General features: G+C 72.8%; 18 protein-coding genes. 9 read left to right on the top strand and 9 right to left on the bottom strand.

Annotated elements, in window-relative coordinates:
• Positions 1-63: 63 nt before the first annotated feature.
• The 8 genes from ACWC5C_RS39660 to ACWC5C_RS39625 form a co-directional block, all read right to left on the bottom strand.
• A complete protein-coding gene (locus tag ACWC5C_RS39660; protein WP_450883815.1) occupies positions 64-1,425 on the bottom strand; it encodes a Gfo/Idh/MocA family protein in 1,362 nt (453 codons plus the stop codon).
• A 54-nt stretch (positions 1,426-1,479) separates the two neighbouring features.
• Positions 1,480-2,304: an alpha/beta fold hydrolase gene (locus tag ACWC5C_RS39655; protein ID WP_450883813.1), complete on the bottom strand. Its 825-nt coding sequence runs from the start codon at positions 2,302-2,304 to the stop codon at positions 1,480-1,482.
• A gap of 16 nt (positions 2,305-2,320) precedes the next feature.
• Complete coding sequence (locus ACWC5C_RS39650; RefSeq protein WP_450883811.1) at positions 2,321-3,220, bottom strand: LysR family transcriptional regulator; 900 nt, start codon at positions 3,218-3,220, stop codon at positions 2,321-2,323.
• Complete coding sequence (locus tag ACWC5C_RS39645; protein ID WP_450883809.1) at positions 3,205-3,822, bottom strand: RraA family protein; 618 nt, start codon at positions 3,820-3,822, stop codon at positions 3,205-3,207. The genes ACWC5C_RS39650 and ACWC5C_RS39645 overlap by 16 nt, the downstream gene beginning before the upstream one ends.
• Positions 3,819-4,469 (bottom strand): RraA family protein, encoded by a 651-nt coding sequence (locus tag ACWC5C_RS39640; protein WP_450883807.1) that lies wholly within the window; start codon positions 4,467-4,469, stop codon positions 3,819-3,821. The genes ACWC5C_RS39645 and ACWC5C_RS39640 overlap by 4 nt, the downstream gene beginning before the upstream one ends.
• Positions 4,469-5,140: an RraA family protein gene (locus ACWC5C_RS39635; protein ID WP_450883805.1), complete on the bottom strand. Its 672-nt coding sequence runs from the start codon at positions 5,138-5,140 to the stop codon at positions 4,469-4,471. The genes ACWC5C_RS39640 and ACWC5C_RS39635 overlap by 1 nt, the downstream gene beginning before the upstream one ends.
• 97 nt (positions 5,141-5,237) lie before the next feature.
• Positions 5,238-6,401, bottom strand: coding sequence for an acyl-CoA dehydrogenase family protein (locus ACWC5C_RS39630; protein ID WP_450883803.1), 1,164 nt, complete (start codon positions 6,399-6,401; stop codon positions 5,238-5,240).
• Between the two features lie 36 nt (positions 6,402-6,437).
• Positions 6,438-7,622 carry a CaiB/BaiF CoA transferase family protein gene (locus ACWC5C_RS39625; RefSeq protein WP_450883801.1) on the bottom strand — a complete coding sequence of 395 codons (1,185 nt, stop codon included), beginning with the start codon at positions 7,620-7,622 and terminating at the stop codon, positions 6,438-6,440.
• Positions 7,623-7,811: 189 nt separating this feature from the next.
• Between ACWC5C_RS39625 and ACWC5C_RS39620 the strand changes: the two genes are divergently transcribed.
• From ACWC5C_RS39620 to ACWC5C_RS39590, 7 genes are all read left to right on the top strand, one after another.
• Entirely contained in the window at positions 7,812-8,786 is a 975-nt protein-coding gene (locus ACWC5C_RS39620; protein ID WP_450883799.1) for a LysR family transcriptional regulator, read from the top strand.
• Positions 8,783-9,610, top strand: a complete 828-nt coding sequence (locus tag ACWC5C_RS39615; RefSeq protein ID WP_450883797.1) for an alpha/beta fold hydrolase — start codon at positions 8,783-8,785, stop codon at positions 9,608-9,610. The genes ACWC5C_RS39620 and ACWC5C_RS39615 overlap by 4 nt, the downstream gene beginning before the upstream one ends.
• A gap of 112 nt (positions 9,611-9,722) precedes the next feature.
• Entirely contained in the window at positions 9,723-10,259 is a 537-nt protein-coding gene (locus ACWC5C_RS39610) for a phosphonopyruvate decarboxylase (protein ID WP_450883795.1), read from the top strand.
• Positions 10,259-10,879 (top strand): thiamine pyrophosphate-dependent enzyme, encoded by a 621-nt coding sequence (locus tag ACWC5C_RS39605; protein WP_450883793.1) that lies wholly within the window; start codon positions 10,259-10,261, stop codon positions 10,877-10,879. The genes ACWC5C_RS39610 and ACWC5C_RS39605 overlap by 1 nt, the downstream gene beginning before the upstream one ends.
• A gap of 32 nt (positions 10,880-10,911) precedes the next feature.
• The gene (locus ACWC5C_RS39600; RefSeq protein ID WP_450883791.1) at positions 10,912-12,390 is read left to right on the top strand and encodes an aldehyde dehydrogenase; all 1,479 of its coding nucleotides are present in this window, start codon (positions 10,912-10,914) and stop codon (positions 12,388-12,390) included.
• 46 nt (positions 12,391-12,436) lie between these two features.
• Positions 12,437-13,306 carry a hypothetical protein gene (locus tag ACWC5C_RS39595; RefSeq protein WP_450883789.1) on the top strand — a complete coding sequence of 290 codons (870 nt, stop codon included), beginning with the start codon at positions 12,437-12,439 and terminating at the stop codon, positions 13,304-13,306.
• Entirely contained in the window at positions 13,303-14,130 is an 828-nt protein-coding gene (locus ACWC5C_RS39590; protein ID WP_450883787.1) for an HpcH/HpaI aldolase/citrate lyase family protein, read from the top strand. The genes ACWC5C_RS39595 and ACWC5C_RS39590 overlap by 4 nt, the downstream gene beginning before the upstream one ends.
• 7 nt (positions 14,131-14,137) lie before the next feature.
• Here ACWC5C_RS39590 and ACWC5C_RS39585 read toward each other — a convergent pair whose 3' ends face one another.
• Entirely contained in the window at positions 14,138-16,096 is a 1,959-nt protein-coding gene (locus tag ACWC5C_RS39585; RefSeq protein WP_450883785.1) for a family 20 glycosylhydrolase, read from the bottom strand.
• 376 nt (positions 16,097-16,472) lie between these two features.
• Between ACWC5C_RS39585 and ACWC5C_RS39580 the strand changes: the two genes are divergently transcribed.
• Both ACWC5C_RS39580 and ACWC5C_RS39575 read left to right on the top strand, forming a co-directional pair.
• Positions 16,473-19,172, top strand: a complete 2,700-nt coding sequence (locus tag ACWC5C_RS39580; RefSeq protein ID WP_450883783.1) for a SpoIIE family protein phosphatase — start codon at positions 16,473-16,475, stop codon at positions 19,170-19,172.
• 33 nt (positions 19,173-19,205) lie between these two features.
• On the top strand, positions 19,206-19,835 hold the full coding sequence (locus ACWC5C_RS39575) for an SRPBCC family protein (RefSeq protein WP_450883781.1): 630 nt from the start codon (positions 19,206-19,208) through the stop codon (positions 19,833-19,835).
• Positions 19,836-19,862 lie beyond the last annotated feature (27 nt).

The following is a 19,862-nucleotide window of genomic DNA, read 5'->3' as shown; positions in this document are numbered from 1 at the left end:
CGTGCCCCCCGGGGGGCGCGGCCCCCCCGTGCCCCGCGCGCCCCCGCCGCCGTCGTCCACACCTCACACCGGGACCACATCCGCCGTGGCCACCGGCTTTCCGGTGGCGAACGCCTCATTCGCGGCCAGGCCGGTGACCAGGGCCAGCGCCCCGTCCGCCTCGGTGGCCCGCTGCTTCGACGCGTCGGAGCCGTCCACGGCGTCAGCCGTGCCGGTGGCCGCCGCCGGGTCGAGGGGGCCGTACAGCGCCGTCAGCATGCGCTCGTCCCCGCCACCGTGTCCCGCGTGGTCGAACGCGGGCAGCGCCACCTCCCGGGGCGGCTCCCACAGCGGGCGCAGGATCACGCGCGGGCCGCCCGCGTTGGCGAGCGCCTCGTCGCCGTGGATCGTGCCCCGGCCGGAGGTGGTGCCGAGGACGGGCGGCTGCCACCGGCTCTCCTCCACCTCCAGCTCCAGCCGCCCACGGGTGCCGTTGAACATCACGCGATAGCCCTCCCACGGGGAATAGGCGGTGAGGTGGTACGTCATGGTGGCGCCGGTGTCGTAGCGCACCAGCAGCGACATGTCGTCCTCGATGGTGATGCCGTCGCCGAACACATTGCGGTCCCGGTGGTAGCCGTCCGCGCCCTCGGCGTCGAGGTAGAGCGAGCGCAGCGCGTCGTTGTCGGCCAGCTCCAGCGCGAACGGGTCGTCTTGCGCGGCGGACGCGCCATGGGCCCGCTCGTACTCGCGGCGGTAACCGCTGCGCTCGCCCGCCTCTCGGCCGTAGAAGCCGAGCCTGCCGTAGCCGAAGACCTCCTGCGGCCGGGCCCCCAGCCACCAGTTGACCAGGTCGAAGTGGTGGCTGGACTTGTGCACCATCAGCCCGCCGCTGTGTTCCTTCTCGCGGTGCCAGCGGCGGAAGTAGTCCGCGCCGTGCCGGGTGTCCAGCAGCCACTCGAAGTGCACCGACAGCACCTCGCCGATGGCGCCCGAGGCCAGCTGCCGGTGGACTTCCTCGTGGACCGGGTTGAAGCGGTAGTTGAAGGCCACCGCCAGATGGTTGCCGGTCTCCTCGACGGTCTGGAGGATGCGGCGGCACTTGGCGGCGTCGGTGGTCATCGGCTTCTCGGTGACCACCCGGCAACCGGCCCGCAGCGCGGGCACGATGTACTCGTCGTGCAGCGCGTCCACGCAGGTCACGACGACTTCCTGGATGTCGTCCGCACGCAGTCGGCGCTCGAAGTCCTCCGGGCTCCAGGCGGCCGCCTCCGGCTCACCGGCCTCCTTCAGCAGCTGCTGGTGGTGGGCGACGCGCACCGGGTTGGGGTCGCACAGCGCGGCGACCCGCAGGCCGGGGCGGCGGGCCAGCGCCGTGGTGAACATCTGCGCACGGGATCCGGTGCCCACCACCACGGCCCGGGAGGGACTGCTGCCGACGGTCATGCGTCCTCCATAGGAAGTCGATCAACGCGTCCGCAGGATAGGCCGATCGGTGGCTCACCACCACGGGTCGGGCACCTTCCCCTGGAACTCGGCGATGCGGGCCCACATGACCGGCGGGTTGGAGTACATGGGGAAGTGTCCACACTGTGGGATCTCGGCGAGTTCGACGCCCGCCGCGTCCAGCCGTGGCAGATAGGACAGGGACGCGTTCTGGTCGCCGTACAGGAACATCCTGGGAAACGGCAGCCCCAGGAACGTGGTCATGAGGTCCGCGTGGTCGCTCAGCTCGACCATCGACTCGAAGATGCCACGGACCGCACCGGCGCGGACCTTGTGGGGGAGGGAGGAGGCGAACAGCGGGGCGGCGTGGGCGGGGGAGCGCCGGTTCCGCTCGATGAAGCCGTCGAGGAAGGCCTCGTCGTCGGCGGCCGGATGGGAGACGATCTGCCTGCTCAGAAAGCAGTCCTCGGGCGCCACGTTGCCCTCGATGTCCACGAAGCTGAGCACCCGGCCGGGGTGGCGGGAGGCCAGCATCAGGGCGGTGAGCCCGCCCATCGAGTGGCCGACGAGATGGAACCGCTCGATGCCGAGCCGGTCGAGCACGGCCAGCGCGGTGTCCACCAGGAAGGGGATCGAGAGGGCGGTCAGATCCCCGCAGACGGTGTCGCCGCAGCCGGGGGCGTCGTACGCCACGACCGGATGCCCGTCGAAGGCGGGCTGGAGCGCGATGTCGGTGTAGTCCTCCTTGGTCGAGCCGAAGCCGTGCAGGAACAGGATCGGGGCGCGTGTCCCGCCGCGGTGCGCGGTGGCGACGTCGAGGGCCACACCGTCGACGGTCAGCTCCTGCCGGGTCCAGGCGAAGGCGTTGCTTGGCTGCATGGTGTGTTTCTCTTTCTCAGGTCGTCTGTGCGGGCAACGCGTGCCGTACGAACTGCGCCACCAACGGGCTGGGGTCGGCCGCGCGCCGGACCACGGCCAGTTCGACGAGCTGGGCGGGCTCCCGCAGGGACAGGCAGACCACGCCTGGCACCGGTGGCCGCGACGAGGTGTGCGGCACGAGGCCGACGCCCAGACCGCAGCCGACCATGGCCAGCTGCGAGTGGATGGAGTTCGCCTGGTGCCGGGGCTCCGGGCTGAAACCGGCCTGGTGGCAGACCGCCACGAGTTCGTCGTGATATCTCGGTGAGAGGGCGCGCGGGATCCACACCCAGGGCTCAGCCGCCAGGGCGGCGAGGTCCACGTGGTCCCCTTCGGCCAGCGGATGCCCCTCCGGGAGAGCGGCCACCAGCCGGTCCCGGCGCAGCGGATCCGAGCGCAGCCGTTCGTCGTTGCCGGTGTGGCGGACCACGGCGATGTCCAGGCGTCCGTCGAGGAGGCCTTGCACCCCTTCGGTGGTGTCCAGCTCCCGCACCCGCAGCTCGATGCGCGGGCGCTCGGCGCGGAAGGTGCCGAAGATGGCGGGCAGCGCCTGCGAGAAGGCCGAGGTGACCGCGCCGATGGTCAGGGTGCCCAGATAGCCCGCCTGCGCCTGCGCCGCGGCCACTTGGGCGCGCTCGGCGGCGGCCGTCAGCGCGTAGCAGTGCCGCAGAAAGACGGCGCCGGGCTCGGTCAGGGCCACCGAACGGCTGGAGCGTTCCAGCAGCTGGGCGTCGAGCTGCCGCTCCAGGTGGCGGATCGCCTGGCTGAGTGGCGGCTGCGACATCTGCAGGCGCTCGGCGGCCCGGCCGAAGTGCAGTTCCTCGGCGACCGCGATGAAGTAGCGGGCCTGGCGGACCTCGATCATCGCGTCGTACACCGTCTCGTCGGAAGGCCGTAGAGGTCGAGGGTGGTGTGTCCGTCACGGAGCCGATCGAGGATGTCCCGCTCCTTCGCCACCCGCTCATCGGCGCGGGCGACGACCGAGGGCGCCACGTCGCGGGGCAGGCACACGACACCGTCGGCGTCGGCGACGATCAGGTCGCCGGTGGCGACCGGGACCCCGCGCAGCACGAGGGGCGCGCCGAGCACACCGGGGTGGTCCTTGGTGGTGCGGAAGACCGCGACCGACGAGGCGAAGACGGGAAAGTCCAGCTCGGCGAGTTCGACGGTGTCGCGTACGCCGCCGTCCACGACCAGCCCCAGCAGCCCGCGCGCCCGGGCGGCCACGGCCAGGACCTCGCCCCAGTGGCCGCAGGCCGCGCCCTGCAGATCGGCGACGAGGACATGGCCGGGCGGGGCGGCGGCCACCGCGTGGTGCAGCGCGAGGTTGTCACCGCCCACGCCCCGTACGGTGTAGGCGGGACCGGCCAGCCGGGCGCCGGACCAGACCGGGCGCAGCCCCGGCGCGCAGGCGCAGTCGGCGGCGGACGCCTCGTACAGCGTGGCGGTGGAGTGTCCGCCGGTGGCGAGCGCGGTCATCGGCCGTTCCGCTGCAGCAGGTGGTAGCCGAAGGCGGCACGGGCCTCGCGCAGGCCGCTCCCCGCGCGCACGGCGGCGGTGATGTCGCGCTCGGTGTGCTCGATCCGTGTCGCCAGCTCCACGACCTCGGTCAGCCTGGCGGCGGGTACGACCACCACTCCGTCGGCGTCGCCGCGCACCAGGTCGTCCGGGGCCACCGGAACACCGTCCAGGGACAGCGGCGTACCGACCGAGGCGAGCCGCACCCGGTCCTTGCCGGTCCGCATGAACCGGCCGCTGCTGAAGACGGGATAGCCCGCCTCGGTCGAGGTGGCCACATCGCGGCAGGCGCCGTGGATCACGGTGCCCGCGACACCGCGGGCCGTCGCGGTACGGGTCATGATCCCGCCCCACACCGTGCAGTCGGTGCGCCCGGCGTTGTCGATGACCACGACCGCGCCCGGGGGCACATCGTCGAGGAAGTCACCGACGCTGCCCTTGTCGGCGTCGGCCGGTTCGTAGCGGACGGTGAAGGCGGGCCCGGTCAGCGCGGCCGTGGGGAACAGCGGCGCCGGGCCGAGGACGGAGCCGGGCAGCCCCAGGGCGTCCAGGGCGTCGGACAGGGCGGCGGTCGGCAGGGCCGAGGCCCGCTGGGTCGGTGTGTCCATCACTGCGGCTCCTCCGTTCCGGCGAGGCGGGCGTCCCGCATGGCGTCCGGCAGGGACGCGCCGCCGCGCAGCTCCTTGGCGATGGCGCTCTCGCGCCGGGCCACCGCTTGGGCGGCCCGCAGAATCTCATGGGCACGGGCGCGGGGCACGAAGGCCACGCCGGTCTCGTCGGCGACCACGATGTCCCCCCGCGCCACTGTGGCCGGGCCGACCCGGACCGGTTCGCCGGAGGACACCTGGCGCAGGCGGCCCCGCGCGGTGACGGGGGTGGTGGCGCGGGCGTACACCGGGAAGCCCGCCTCGCGGGCCTCGCCGACATCGCGGCAGGCCCCGTCGGCCACCACGCCGCGCACCCCGCGCAGGGCGGCGCCCAGGCTCAGCAGCCCGCCCCAGCAGGAGACGTCCGTGCGTCCGCCGCCCGCGATCACCAGGACGTCCTCGGGGCCGCTGGTGGCCACGGCCGAGGTGGCGATGTGTGCCCCGGACGCGGACGGGTCCGGGGTGCCCGGTGCGAGTTCGACCGGTGCGGCGAATCCCACCAGTGCGCGGTGGCCCCACACCGGCCTGATGCCGCCGAGACCGGGGGGCAGGTCCAGCCCGTCGAGCGCGTCGCTGACCGCGGCGCTGTCCAGGGCGCCGTAGGCAGTGAGGAGAGTCGTGTCGTCGTTCACGCGACCAGTCCACCAACCGGGACCCATACTGTAAAGGTCCTGATATGTCTGCCTGTGATATGCGCTGCGACTCGATCGGTGACTCGATCGGGGAGGGTCACTCCAACCCGCCGCGCTTCACCAGCTGGCTCGCGATCACATTCCGCTGGATCTCGTTGGTGCCCTCGCCGACGATCATCAGCGGTGCGTCGCGGAAGTAGCGCTCCACGTCGAACTCGGTGGAGTAGCCGTACCCCCCGTGGATCCGCACCGCGTTGAGCGCGATCTCCATGGCGGTCTCGGAGGCGAACAGCTTCGCCATGCCCGCCTCCATGTCCACGCGCCGCCCCGCGTCGGCCTCCCGCGCCGCGTGCAGGGTGAGCTGCCGGGCTGCGGTCAGCGACGTGGCCATGTCGGCGAGGTAGTTGCCGATCGACTGGTGCCGCCAGATGGGCTTGCCGAACGACTCGCGCTCCTGCGCGTACGCCAGCGCGTCCTCGAACGCCGCCCGCCCGACGCCGAGCGCCCGGGCGGCGACCTGGAGCCTGCCGGTCTCCAGGCCCTTCATCATCTGGGCGAACCCCGCGCCCTCGGCCCCGCCCAGCACCGCGTCGGCCGGGGCGCGGTAGCCGTCGAAGGAGAGTTCGCAGCTCTCGACGCCCTTGTAGCCGAGCTTGGGCAGGTCGCGCGAGACGGTCAGGCCAGGCCCGTGTTCCACGAGCAGGATGGAGATGCCCTGGTGTGCGGGGGTGGCGTCGGGGTCGGTCTTGCAGAGCAGGGCGATCAGCTGGGAGCGGCGGGAGTTGGTGATCCAGGTCTTCGACCCGTTCACCACATAGCCGTCGGTGTCCTGGTGGGCGACGGTGCGCATGGCCTGAAGGTCGGAGCCGCCGCCGGGTTCGGTCAGCGCCATGGTGGCGCGGATCTCCCCGGTGGCCATCTTCGGCAGATGGCGGCGCTTCTGCTCCTCGGTGCCGAAGTGCAGCAGCAGCTTGGAGACCACGGTGTGTCCGCCCATCGCCCCCGCCAGGCTCATCCAGCCGCGCGCCAGTTCCTCGGTGACCAGGACGTAGCAGGGGGTGGAGACCGGGGTACCGCCGTACTCCTCGGGGATGGCGAGGCCGAAGACGCCGAGCCGCTTCATCTGCCCGATCAGGGCCTCGGGGTAGGTGTTGGCGTGCTCCAGCTCCCGCACGACCGGCTTCACCTCCCGGTCGACGAAGTCACGCACCGTATGGACGATGAACCGCTCGTCCTCGGGCAGGGTGTCGAGGGTGCTCATGCTGTCGCGCTCCTTGATGACGGATGCTGTGCGGGCTCAGACCACGCGCTCGGCCCGGAGGCCGCTGATCTCGGCCGCGCTGTGTCCCAGCGCGGCGAGGATCGTGTCGGTGTGCTCGCCGAGGGCCGGGACGGCGTCCATCCGGGCCGTGACACCGGCGAGGTCCACGGGTGGCAGCAGCGCCGGGACCACCGCCCCGGGGATGGGTACGTCGCGCCAGCGCTCCCGGGCGTCCAGCACCGGGTGTTCGAGGAATTCCCCGACGTCGTTCACCCCGGCGTTGGCGATGCCCGCCTCGTCCAGCAGCTGTCTCACCCGCGCGCTGTCCAGCGCGCGGAACCGCTCCGCCACGATCGCGTTCAGCTCCTCGCGGTGCGCCACCCGGGCCGGTCCGGTGGCGAACCGCGGATCGTCCGCCAGCTCCGGGCGGCCCAGGAACCGGTCGCACAGCGCGCGCCACTCCCGCTCGTTCTGGACGGAGAAGAGCACTTCCCTGCCGTCGGCGGCCGGGTAGGCGCCGTACGGGGCGATGGTGGCGTGCTGCGTGCCGATCCGCGGTGGCTGGGTGCCGCCGTGGCGGGTGTAGTACGCGGGCTGGCTCACCCACTCGGCCAGGGCCTCGAACAGCGACACCTCCACGGCGCGGGCCACGCCCGTGGTCGCCCGGGTGAACAGGGCCGTGAGGATGCCCGAGTACGCGTACACACCGGCCGCGATGTCGGCGATCGACACCCCGACCCTGGCGGTCTCCCGGGCGGTGCCGGTCAGCGACACCAGCCCGGTCTGGCACTGCACCAGCAGGTCGTAGGCCTTGCGGTCGGCCCACGGGCCGCTGGTCCCGTAGCCGGAGATGGCGCACGGGATGAGCGACGGATGGCGCTCGGCGAGGGCGTCCGCCCCCAGCCCCAGCCGGGCCACCGCGCCCGGGGCGAGGTTCTGTACGAACACATCGGCCTCGCCGAGCAGCCGCTCCACGATGTCCCGGCCGCGCGCCGACTTCAGGTCCAGGGTCAGGGACTCCTTCGACCGGTTGAGCCACACGAAGTAGCTGGACTCCCCGTGCACCGTGGTGTCGTACCGCCGGGCGAAGTCACCGCCGTCCGGGCGCTCCACCTTGATGACCCTGGCCCCCAGATCGGCCAGCTGGCGGGTGGCGAAGGGCGCCGCCACCGCCTGTTCGACGCTGACGACGGTGATGCCGGAGAGCGGAAGCTCGGGCACGGTACGACCTCCAGAGGGCTGGCCGGGACATGCTCCTTGCGGTGGCCCGGCACCCTCGCTGTCCGGTGTTCCGAGCCCGGTGTCATCATGGCCACTCATGACCATTCCGGTGAAATAGCGATCAGTGATGTCCCCATGCGGGGTGCGGATAACCGAGTGCGGATATCTGAGGGGGAGAGGGAGCGGACGGTGGACGTCAGGCAGCTCAAGGCGCTCGTCACGGTCGCCGAGGCCGGGAGCGTGACCCGGGCCGCGGAACTGCTCCACCTGGTCCAGCCCGCGGTGACCCGGCAGATCCGCACCCTGGAGCAGGAACTCGGCGTCCCCCTCTTCGAGCGCACCCGGCAGGGCATGCGGCCCACGGAGGCGGGCGCCATCATGGTCGACCGGGCCCGCCGCGCCCTGAACGAGCTGGAGCGCGCCCGCGCCGAGGTGCAGCCGACCCCGGGCCTGCTCACCGGCATCGTCACCGTGGGCCTGCTGGAGAGCACCACCGACCTGCTGGCGGAGCCGCTGGTGTCCGCCCTCGCCCGGGACCAGCCGGGCATCGAGCTGCGCCTGATGACGGCGTACTCCGGCCACCTCCAGCAGTGGCTGGACGCCGGTGACCTGGACCTGACCCTGCTCTACAACCTGTCCAGCACCCCATCGCTGAACGCCCGCCCGCTGGTGCGGGAGAACCTGTGGGCAGCCGCGCCACCGTCCGAGGGCCTGCGCGCCGACCGTCCCGTCCCCTTCGCGCAAGCCGCCGCGCATCCCCTCGTCATGCCCGCCTCCGGCCACGCCCTGCGCAGCCTGATCGACGGAGCCGCCGGACGGGCCGGGGTCGAGATGGACGTCGTCGTGCAGACCAACTCCATGCGGGTGCAGAAACACCTCGTCCAGGCCGGACACGGCTGGACGATCCTGCCCGGGATGGGCATCGCCGAGGACGTGGCCCGCGGCACCCTGAGCGCCGCACCGCTGTGCGAACCCGACGTGTGGCGCTCGATCGTCCTGGGCACCTCGCGCGCCGGGCGGACCCCACCCGCGGTGGAGGCCGTCGCCCGGGAACTGATCCGGCACATCGAATCGGCCGTACGGGAGGGTAACTGGCCCTCCGCGCGGCTGCACCCGCACCCCACGCGCCCTGACGACGCGACGAGAAAGGCGAGGAACACGTGACGGACACCGACGCCGGGCCACAGCTGAACCATGGACACGCCCGCGCCCTGGACGGCACCCCGCTGGCCTACCAGCGCGAGGGAACCGGGCCGCCACTGGTGCTGCTCGCGGGCCAGGCCAACAACCACCACTGGTGGGACGGCGTACGAGCGGACTTCCACACCACGCACAGCACCCTCACCCTCGACTGGCGCGGCACCGGAGACAGCGGGAAGCCCGATGAGCCCTACTCCACGCGGGGCCTCGCCGACGATGTGATCGCCGTCCTCGACCACCTGGACATCGAGCGCGCCGATCTGTACGGGACCTCCATGGGCGGCCGGGTGGCGCAGTGGATCGCCGCCCGCCACCCGGCCCGCGTCCGGCGGCTGGTGCTCGGCTGCACCTCACCCGGCGGGCCACACGCCACCGAGCGCGACAACGCCGTACGCCGCTCCCTGATCCAGCCCGACCCACGGGCGTCGCGGGAGGCGCTGATCGACCTGATGTACACCCCGGCGTGGCGGTCCGCGCACCCCGGCCCGTACACGACCCTCGGCGACCCCGGGATGCCCCCGCACGCGCGGCGGCGCCACCTGGTGGCCAGCAACGAACACGACGCCTGGGACGTCCTGCCGGAGATCGGCGCGCCCACGCTGATCCTGCACGGGGACGACGACCGGCTCACCCCGGCGGCCAACGCACCGCTGCTCGCGTCCCGTATCCCGGACGCCCGTACGCACCTCTTCGAGGGCGCGCGGCACGGCTATTTCGAGGAGTGCCGGATGCGGGCGAGCGCGATCGTGTCGTCGTTCCTCACGGACGTGGCGGAGCCCGCTCGCTGAACCCCATGCCATGACCGCATGTGCCCATCACCGCTTTCTATTGTTCAACCCCGGCCATCAGCCCACATGATGTGGGACGACCCGAGCCGACCGAGCAGTGGAGTCGCAGCGGATGAGCCAGACCCATGCACCGGCGCCTGCGTGGCAGGAGGCCGTGTTCACCGCCCTGAAGAAACGGGGCGTCCAGCAGATCGCCTATGTGCCGGACTCCGGGCACTCCCACGTCATCCGTGAGGCGCGGCGGGACCCCGCCATCCACGATGTGGTCCTGACCACCGAGGAAGAGGGCGTGGCCGTGGTCAGCGGCGCGTGGCTGGGCGGGCAGCGCGCGGTGCTGCTGATGCAGAGCAGCGGCGTCGGCAACTGCGTCAACATGTTCTCCCTGCCGCAGATGGCCGCGTTCCCCTTCCTCACGCTGGTGACGATGCGGGGCGAGTACGCCGAGTTCAACCCGTGGCAGGGCCCCATGGGCCGCGCCACCCAGCAGGCCCTGGAACTCATGGGCGTCACCGTCCTGCGGGCCGACGCGCCCGAGGAGGTCGAGGAGACCGTCGAGGCGGCCATGGACGCGGTGTTCGGGGCGGGAGAGCGCGTGGCCGTGCTCCTCGGACAGAAACTGATCGGCCGCAAGAAGTGGGAGCGCGACTGATGACCGCCACCGACACAGAAGTCCGTACGGGCGAGTTGGACGAGCGCCTGGACCGGCGCCGCTTCGTCGCCGGCCTGGTCTCCCGCCTGCCGCAGGACGCCCTGGTGGTGACCGGGCTCGGCTCGCCCAGCTACGACGTGTTCGCCGCCGGAGACCGCCCCGGCACCTTCTACCTCTGGGGCGCGATGGGCGCCGCCGCACCGCTCGCCCTCGGCCTCGCCCTGGCCCGGCCGGAGCGCCCGGTCGTCGCGGTCACCGGCGACGGCGAACACCTCATGGGCATCGGCTCACTGGCCACCATCGGCGCTGTCCTCCCGCCCAACCTCACCGTCGTCGTCCTGGACAACGCGCACTTCGGCGAGACCGGCATGCAGCCCAGCCACACCGGCCTCGGCACCGACCTGGTCGCCGTGGCGCGGGGGTTCGGCATCCCCGGCGCCCTGCGCGTCACCGACCACGCCCAGGCCGACGACCTCGCCGACCGCATCCGGGCGCGCACCGCGACCACGTACGCACAGGTGCTGATCACCACCAGCGAGCCGCCGCGCGCCCTGCCCCCGCGCGATGGCGTGGCCAACAAGAACACCTTCCGCGCCGGGCTCGGCCTGAGCACCTTCTGACGCGGCGGCGTACCGCCGGAACGGGAATCCCCATGCAGCGCTACGACATGTTCATCGACGGCGAGAACCGCGCACCCGCCACCGGAGCGTGGTTCCCCACCGACAACCCCTACCTGGGCACCCCCTGGGCCGAGATCGCCCAGGGCGCCCCCAGCGACGTGGACGACGCCGTACGGGCCGCCCACCGCGCCCTGCACACCGGCCCGTGGGCCGAACTGACCGCCGGGGCGCGGGGCGCGCTGCTGCGGCGGCTCGGTGACACGATCGCCGCGAACGCCCGCCGCCTCGCCGAGACCGAAGTCCGCGACAACGGCAAGCTCTTCACCGAGATGTACGGCCAACTGCGCTATCTGCCCGAGTGGTTCGCGTACTACGGCGGGCTCGCCGACAAGGTCGAGGGCACCGTCATCCCGATCGACAAGAAGGGCTACTTCACCTACACCAAGAAGGAGCCCGTCGGGGTCGTCGCGGCCATCACCCCGTGGAACTCCCCGCTGATGCTGCTGGCCTGGAAGATCGCCCCGGCCCTGGCCGCCGGGTGCACGGTGGTTGTCAAGCCGTCCGAGTTCACCTCCGCCTCGACGCTGGAACTCGTCCGGCTCTTCCACGAGGCGGGGCTGCCACCCGGTGTGGTCAACGTCGTCACCGGCTTCGGCGAGGACGTCGGGGCCACCCTGGTGGAACACCCGCTGGTCCGGAAGATCAGTTTCACAGGTTCCGACAGCACCGGCCGCCACATCAACCAGGCCGCCGCCCGCGACTTCAAGCACGTCAGCCTGGAACTCGGCGGAAAGTCCCCCAACATCGTCTTCGCCGACGCCGACTTGGAGGCCGCCGCCAACGGCGCCGTCTCCGGCATCTTCGCCGCGACCGGCCAGACCTGCATCGCCGGTTCCCGGCTCCTGGTCCAGGAGAGCGTGCACGACGAGGTGGTCCGCCGTGTGGTGGATCTCGCGCGCACCGCGCGCATGGGCGACCCCATGGACGAGCACACCCAGGTCGGCCCCGTCACCACGCCCGCGCAGTACGCCAAGGTGCTCGACTACGTCGACATCGCCCAGCGGGAGGGCGCCGCGCTCGCCCTGGGCGGGAAGGCCGCCACCCGGCCCGGGTGCGGCAGCGGCTGGTTCGTCGAACCGACCATCTTCACCGGTGTCCGCAACAGCATGCGCATCGCCCAGGAGGAGGTCTTCGGCCCCGTCCTCGCGGTCATCCCGTTCCGCGACGAGGACGAGGCCGTCGCCCTCGCCAACGACAGCCGCTACGGCCTCGGGGCGGGCGTGTGGACCAGCGACATCGGCCGCGCCTTCCGCATGTCCGACCGCGTCCGCTCCGGCACGGTCTGGGTCAACACCTACCGTGCGGTGAGCCCGCTGGTGCCCTTCGGCGGCGTCAAGGACTCCGGCGTCGGCCGCGAGAACGGCATCGAGGCCATCGCCGCGTACCTGGAGAACAAGAGCGTCTGGATCAACACCGGCGCCGCCACGGGCAACCCCTTCGTGATGCGCTGACCCGCCCTCCCCAGCACACAAGGACAGCACCCAAGGACGGACGACCATGCAGCCCACCCCGCCCCCCCTCGGCTCGTACGTACAGTCATGGACACCCGGGCCGGTCACCGCCGAAGACCCCCTCGCCACCAGCCCGGCAGCGGCCCTGGCGGCGCTCCTGGACCTGCCAGGACCGGTGGCGGAGGCCGGTGACCCCCTGCCGCCGCTGTGGAGTTGGGTGTACTTCCCGCGGTGGCCCGCACAACGAGAGCTGGGAAGCGACGGACACCCACGGCACGGACACTTCCTGCCGCCCGTCCCCGACCGGCAGCGGATGATCGCCGGAGGCCGCTGCGAGACCACCCGGCCGCTCCGCCTCGGCGAGCCCGCCGAGCGCGTCACGAGCCTGGGCACGGTGGCGGCCAAGCACGGCAGCACCGGAGAGCTTCTCTTCGTCACCGAACGCCGCGAGTTCCGGCAGCACGGCCACCTCTGCCTCGTCGAGGAACAGGACATCGTCTACCGCTCGGGGCGCGGCTCAGCCCGCCACACCCCGGTCGACGCCGACACCGCCGCCCCCGACTCCGGCGAACCGTGGCGGCTTCCGCTGCACCCGGACCCGACCCTGCTGTTCCGCTTCAGCGCGCTCACCGCGAACGCCCACCGCATCCACTACGACACCCCGTATGCCCAGGGGGAGGAGGGCTACCCGGGCCCCGTCGTCCACGGCCCGCTGCTCGTCCTGCTCATGCTGGAACTGGCCCGCCGCCACGCCCCCGCGCGGCAGGTGCGCTCCTTGTCCTACCGGCTGCGCCGCCCGGTGTTCGCCGGTGAGCACGTCCTCGCGTCCGGCACCCCCTCCGACGGTGGCGCCGGGTTGCGCATCGCCACCCGGCGGGAGGAACGGCACGCCACGGCGGAGGTGACGTTCGCATGAGCACGAGCTGGGACAGCGACCGCATCGCCACCGCCCGCAATCCGCTCTTCGTCCCCGGAGACCGGCCCGACCGTTTCGACAAGGCCGTCTCTTCCGGCGCCGACTTGGTCATCATCGACCTGGAGGACGCGGTCGCCGCGCAGGACAAGGACCGGGCACGCGACGAGGCGTCCGCCTGGCTCGGCCGGGGCAACCGGGCGGTCGTACGGATCAACCCGCCCGGCACCCCCTGGGCCGAGGCCGACCTCGGCACGGCGGCCGCCCACGGCTGCCCGGTCATGGTGCCCAAGGCCGAGGACGCGGCCGTCCTCGCGGACCTCGCCGCGCGCGCCGAAGGCCGGTGCGCCCTCATCCCGCTCATCGAGACCGCCCTCGGCGTGGAGCGCGCCCACGCGCTGTGCGCCACGCCCGGGGCCGTCCGCGCGGCCTTCGGCAACGTCGACCTCGCGGGGCAACTCGGCGTCGCCCCCGACGACCACACGGCGCTGGCCTACGCGCGCTCCAGGCTGGTCCTCGCCTCGGCCGCCACGGGCCTGGGTCCGCCGCTCGACGGCGTCACCACCGCGATACGGGACACCGACACCCTCACCGCCGACATCGCCCACGCCCGGCGGCTGGGCTTCACCGGCAAGCTCTGTGTCCACCCCGCGCAGCTCCGGCCGGTGGCGGACGGCTTCGCCCCCTCCGACGCCGAGGTGCGGTGGGCCCGCGCGGTCCTCGACGCCGGAGATTCGGTCACCACGGTCGACGGGCTGATGGTGGACAAGCCGGTCCTGGAGCGCGCGCGGCGGATCCTGGCCCGAGGGCCGGGATCCGCCACCTGAGCGACGCTCAGCCGCCGCCCCGGGCCGACGCGGCGGTGGCCACCGGCCGCAGCTCGGCCGCCGCCTGCTGGTCCGGCGGCTGCTGCACCGCCACCCCGTCGGCGGCGCGCTGCGCGAGGCCGAGCTGCGAGATGGCGTTGACCAGCCGTACCCGCGTCCCGGTGCCGATCAGCTGCCACCGCTGGGTGCGGGCCGTGGCCGAGCACGTCTGCGTGGTGACCGTGGCGCCCGCCTCCAGCGGGGCGCCCAGGTAGCGGGCGCCCTTCACCATGTCCAGGCAGTAGCCGGTGGCCGTGCCACCGCGCACGGCGCGCAGCGTGTAGTAGCCGTCCGCGGTGGCCGCCAGCCGCCACGCCGCGCCGCTGTCGTCCCCGAACCGCGCGGTGGCGCCCTCGCCGCCGCCCGTGGTGGTCAGCCGGGTGGCGGAGCCGGGCAGGGTGAGGGCGTACGTACCGTCCTTCACCGGCAGCCGCACCGTGTTCTCCCAGCCGGGCGCGTGGCCGATGGTCCGGGCGAGTGCGCTGAACCCGTCGTACGTGGCGGCCGGTTTCGGGCCGCCCCAGGTGGCCTGCGCGAGGAAGCGCAGCGGCAGATACGCCTCCGTCTCGACCTCGTTCTCGGTCTGGGCCGCCGCCGAGTCCGGCCACATGGTGATCTTCGCCCCGGTGATGCCCGGCTGGGGGCCGCTCAGCGTCTCGCCCTCGAAGCGCAGCGGTGTCCAGTCGCTCTCGTACAGCTCCCGCGTCTTCATGGGGGAGCCGCCCCGGATGAGATAGAGCGCGTAGGCCGAGTTCATCACCTGATGGCCCTGGGCGAGCAGGGCCGACGGCGGCTGCTCGGGCTCGGAGATCCAGTGCTCGACCCGGATGTCCTTGTTCACGGGGACGGTGTTGTCGCCGGTCAGCCCGTCGTTCCAGATCCGCAGGGTCCGCCCGCCCGCGCGCACATGGGTATCGACCCGGTTGACGAAGTCCACGAACGCGTCCTGCGGAGTGGCCCGGGAGCCGTACTTGGCCTTGGCGTACGCGGCGATCTGCGGGTAGGCGGCGTAGTCGGAGCCCAGCATGTACTCGTCCGCACCCATGTGCCAGTACGGGGTGTCCCACACGGTCAGCGCCTCGTCCAGCAGCCCGGTGTAGAAGGCGAACGCCTCGGGCCGGGTGATGTCCAGCCGGGACGGCGAACGGGTCCCCTTGGTGTCCGTGAGCTGCAGCTCGGGATGGTTCTGCAGATACGGGTCGATGTGCCCGGGGGAGTTGATCTCGGGGACGAGCGTGATGTGGTACTTCCGGGCCATCGCCGACAGCCGCCGCACCTCGTCCTTGGTGTAGTAGCCCCAGAACTTCGTCTTCGGGTAGTCGTCGCTGGCCACCTTCGCCTCGATCCACAGCTGGTTCAGCTTCAGATACGCCATCTCGCGCATCAGCCGCTCGAACCAGTCCAGGGACACGTGGATGTAGCAGGCGCACACCCCCACCCCGCGCTCGGCGTACCGGGGCACGTCGACCGTGCTGCCGCGCGGCAGCTCGCGCCCGCCGCCGAGCATCTGCAGCACGGTCCGGGTGCCGAGGAACGCCCCGGCGGCCGTGGCACCGGTGATCCGTACGGTGTCGCCGACGACCAGTTCGTACCCCTCCGCGCCCAGATCCTTACGGGACGCGTCCACCCCCAGCACCACATCGCCCGCCGCGCCGTCCCCGCCGGTCACCACGGGCAGCCGCAGCCCCGTCGCGTCGGCCAGATCGTCGGCGAACGTCCCGGCGTCGCCGCGCAGCTCCGCCGTCCGCGCGACCACCGCCGCCGTGGCGGCCAGCCGCAGCGTGCCCTCCTGCCCGGTCCACCGCACCGGCGCCGGGATCACACTGGGCGTGGCCGCGGCGCGCCCGGCGGCCGCCGCGGGGCCGGACGCGGCGGCGGACCCGGCCGCCGCGGCGGGCACCAGCAGGGCCAGCACCGCCAGGACCACGGCCCCCACCGTGGCCCTGAATCTGTGATGACGTGTCGACAACGGCACTCGCCTCCATGCTCACCGGGCCGCCCGCCCTCGGGGCGGCGGCCGTGACGGACAACAAGTGGTGCGGATGCCGGACGGACACACGGGAACCAGGGCCCGGCGGCAGGGTCCTTCCCCTCCCTCCCGCCCCACGAACCCCGCTCCGAGAACCCCTACGGAAAGAGAGCCCTGGTCATCGCTGTGTGACTGGAACGTATCAACCGCCCGATCGCGGGTACTGTCTCCCTCTGGCTGCTCACGTCCCGGCACCGTGAGGTGTTAGGAATAGGGGGTGATCGGATTTTTCGGTCGATCGAAGCCCTCCCCGCCTGCCCGGTCGCGGGGACGCTTGCGCTCCCTTCTTGGCGTGCGCAGCATCGCCGGACAGGTATTCGCCGTACAGGCGATCGTCGTCGTCATGCTCATCGCCGTGGCGACACTGGCGCTCGTCCTGCAGGCCCGGAACGACAGCGAGCAGGAGGCCGTCAACCGCTCGACCGCCGTGGCCCAGGCCTTCGCGGGCTCACCGGGCACGGCGGAGGCCATGACGTCCCGCCACCCGTCCGCCGTCCTCCAGCCACGGGCCGAGGAGGTCCGTAAGCGATCGGGCCTGGACTTCGTGGTCGCGGCGAACCCCAAGGGCGTCCGCTACACCCACCCGCTGCCGCGGCAGATCGGCAAGCAGCTCATCGCCGACTACAAGCCCGCGCTGCGCGGCGAGGTCGTCACCGAGACCGTGCAGGGCCCCCTCGGCAAGGAAGTGCAGGCCACGGTCCCGATCCGGCGGGCCGACGGAACGGTCGTCGGCGTGGTCTGCGCCGGGATGACCGCCCAGGACGTGAGCGGCCGGGTCACCCGCCAGCTGCCCCTGGTCCTCGGCGCGGCCGGAGGCGCGCTCGCCCTAGCCACCGCCGGTACCGCCCTGGTCGGGCGGCGGCTGCGGCGGCAGACCCACGGCCTGGGCCCGGCCCAGATGACCCGGATGTACGAGCACCACGACGCGGTGCTGCACTCCGTCCGCGAGGGCGTGCTCATCGTCGACGGCCACGGCCGCCTCGTCCTCGTCAACGACGAGGCGAGCCGGCTGCTCGACCTGCCCCCGGACGCCGAGGGCCGCCACGTCGGCGACCTGGGCCTCGAACCGCGCACCGCCGAGCTGCTGTCCTCCGGCCGGGTGGCCACCGACGAGGTGCATCTCGCGGGGGACCGGCTGCTGGCCGTCAACCAGCGCTCCACCGAGTGGGACGGCGGCCTCCCCGGCAGCGTCGCCACCCTCCGGGACACCACCGAACTGCGCGCCCTGTCCGGCCAGGCCGAGGTGGCGGAGAAGCGGCTGCGGCTGCTGTACGACTCGGGCGCGAAGATCGGCACCACCCTCGACATCTCCCGCACCACCGAGGAGCTGACCCGGTTCGCGGTGCCGTGGTTCGCCGACTTCGCCACCGTCGACCTGGTGGACCCGGTGCTGCGCGGCGACGAGCCGTCGGGCGACGCCATGTGCCGTACGGCCACCTTCGGCATCCGCGAGGACCACCCGCTGTGGCGGGTCGGCAAGCGGACGACGTACGTGCGCGGCGCGCCGCAGGCGCTCGGCTTCGGCGCCGGGCGGCCGGTGCTCGACGCCGACATCCGCGACTTCGCCGGATGGCAGGAGCAGGATCCCGAGCAGGCCGTCCGGATCGTCGAATACGGCATCCACTCGATGATCACCATCCCGCTGCGCGCCCGCGACGTCACCCTGGGCATCGCCACCTTCTGGCGTTCCGAGAAGTCCGAACCGTTCGACCAGGACGACGTGGCCCTCACCGAGGAGCTGGTCGCGCGCGCCGCCGTCGCCATCGACAACGCCCGCCGCTACACCCGCGAGCACTCCATGGCCGTCACCCTCCAGCGCAGCCTGCTGCCGCAGGGCCTGCCCGAACAGGACGCCCTGGAGGTGGCGCACCGCTATCTGCCCGCCCAGGCCGGGGTCGGCGGCGACTGGTTCGACGTCATCCCGCTGCCCGGCGCCCGGGTCGCCCTCGTCGTCGGCGACGTCGTCGGCCACGGACTGCACGCCGCCGCCACCATGGGGCGGCTGCGCACCGCCGTGCACAACTTCTCCGCGCTCGACCTGCCGCCGGACGAGATCCTCAGCCACCTCGACGAGCTGGTCACCCGCTTCGACCAGGACCAGGTCGCCACGGACACCGACGCCGCGCCGATCAGCGGCGCCACCTGCCTGTACGCGATCTACGACCCGGTCTCCGGCCGCTGCACCATGGCCCGGGCGGGCCATCCGGGCCCCGCCCTGACCTACCCCGACGGCACCGTCACCTTCCCCGAAGTCCCCCTAGCCCCGCCGCTCGGCCTCGGCGGCGAACCCGTCGAGACGACCGAAATGCTGCTGCCCGAGGGGAGTCGGCTGGCCCTGTACACCGACGGTCTGGTCGAGGACCGCGACCGCGACCGGGACACCGGTCTGCGCCTGCTGCGCAGCACCCTGGCGGGCCACCCCGAGCGCGGCCCCGAGGAGATCTGCCGGGCCGTCTTCGAGGCCATGACCTCCGCGCACCCGCGAGACGACATCGCCCTCCTCGTCGCCCGCACCCACCTCGTGGACCCCGGCTCGGTCGCCGAATGGGACGTCCCCGCCGACCCCGCCGCCGTCGCCGGAATCCGCGCCGAGGCCGCCCGGCGGCTGGCCGGATGGGGTCTGGAGGAGAGCGGCTTCACCACCGAACTCATCCTCAGCGAGCTGGTCACCAACGCCATCCGCTACGGCTCCGGCCCCATCCACGTCCGCCTCGTCCACGACCGCAGCCTCATCTGCGAGGTCTCCGACGGCAGCAGCACCTCCCCGCATCTGCGCCGCGCCGCCTCCACGGACGAGGGCGGCCGGGGCCTGTTCCTGGTGGCCCAGTTCGCCCAGCGCTGGGGCACCCGCTACACCCCCACCGGCAAGATCATCTGGGCCGAGCAACCCCTCACCGCCGCCGCCCCCGGCCCCGAACCCACCGAGGAAGACCTGCTGGCCCAGTGGGACGACCTGGACGACGTGTCGACGTAGCGAGCACCGCCGCACCGGCAAGGAAGAGCACCCATGAGCGACATAGCCGACCAGATCAACGACGTGCACCGCGCGGTCGGCAGCCGCGCCGTCCCCGAAGGCGACGCCCGCACCGTGACGCTGCGCCGCACCTACGATGCCGCCATCGAGGACGTCTGGGCGGCGTGCACCGACCGCGAGCGGATCGCCCGCTGGTTCCTGCCGGTCAGCGGCGACCTGCGGCTCGGCGGCCACTACCAGCTGGAGGGCAACGCGGGCGGCGAGATCCTCCGCTGCGAACCCCCGCGACTGCTCACGGTCAGCTGGCTGTTCGGCGAGAACCCCGGCTTCAGCGAGGTCGAGGTGCGGTTGACCGCCGACGGCGGTGAGCGCACCGTCTTCGAGCTGGAGCACGTCGCGGTCGTGCCCGCCGAGATGTGGGACCAGTTCGGCCCCGGCGCCACCGGAGTCGGCTGGGACCTCGGCCTCCTCGGCCTCGGCCTGCACCTGCGCGGCGAGTCGATCGGCGACCCGGCCGCGTGGGAGGAGACGGACGAGGCGCGCGCCTACACGACCCGCAGCAGCGAGGCCTGGGGCGCGGCGTACGAGGCGTCCGGCGCCCCGGCCCACGTGGCGGCCGCCGCCGCCCGCGCCACCACGCGCTTCTACGTCCCCGAGCGGTAGGCGTCGCGACGGTCCGCGATATGTGCG

This window comes from Streptomyces sp. NPDC001700 (assembly GCF_053596435.1).
The sequence above is the reverse complement of the archived record's forward strand: the minus strand, read 5'-3'. Positions and strand labels throughout refer to the sequence as shown.

Coding starts and splice junctions, on each gene's coding strand:
- ACWC5C_RS39660 (WP_450883815.1), bottom strand. CDS start 1,425: ATGACCGTCGGCAGCAGTCCCTCCCGGGCCGTGGTGGTGGGCACCGGA.
- ACWC5C_RS39605 (WP_450883793.1), top strand. CDS start 10,259: ATGACCGCCACCGACACAGAAGTCCGTACGGGCGAGTTGGACGAGCGC.
- ACWC5C_RS39595 (WP_450883789.1), top strand. CDS start 12,437: ATGCAGCCCACCCCGCCCCCCCTCGGCTCGTACGTACAGTCATGGACA.
- ACWC5C_RS39655 (WP_450883813.1), bottom strand. CDS start 2,304: ATGCAGCCAAGCAACGCCTTCGCCTGGACCCGGCAGGAGCTGACCGTC.
- ACWC5C_RS39600 (WP_450883791.1), top strand. CDS start 10,912: ATGCAGCGCTACGACATGTTCATCGACGGCGAGAACCGCGCACCCGCC.
- ACWC5C_RS39630 (WP_450883803.1), bottom strand. CDS start 6,401: ATGAGCACCCTCGACACCCTGCCCGAGGACGAGCGGTTCATCGTCCAT.
- ACWC5C_RS39645 (WP_450883809.1), bottom strand. CDS start 3,822: ATGACCGCGCTCGCCACCGGCGGACACTCCACCGCCACGCTGTACGAG.
- ACWC5C_RS39575 (WP_450883781.1), top strand. CDS start 19,206: ATGAGCGACATAGCCGACCAGATCAACGACGTGCACCGCGCGGTCGGC.
- ACWC5C_RS39640 (WP_450883807.1), bottom strand. CDS start 4,469: ATGGACACACCGACCCAGCGGGCCTCGGCCCTGCCGACCGCCGCCCTG.
- ACWC5C_RS39610 (WP_450883795.1), top strand. CDS start 9,723: ATGAGCCAGACCCATGCACCGGCGCCTGCGTGGCAGGAGGCCGTGTTC.
- ACWC5C_RS39590 (WP_450883787.1), top strand. CDS start 13,303: ATGAGCACGAGCTGGGACAGCGACCGCATCGCCACCGCCCGCAATCCG.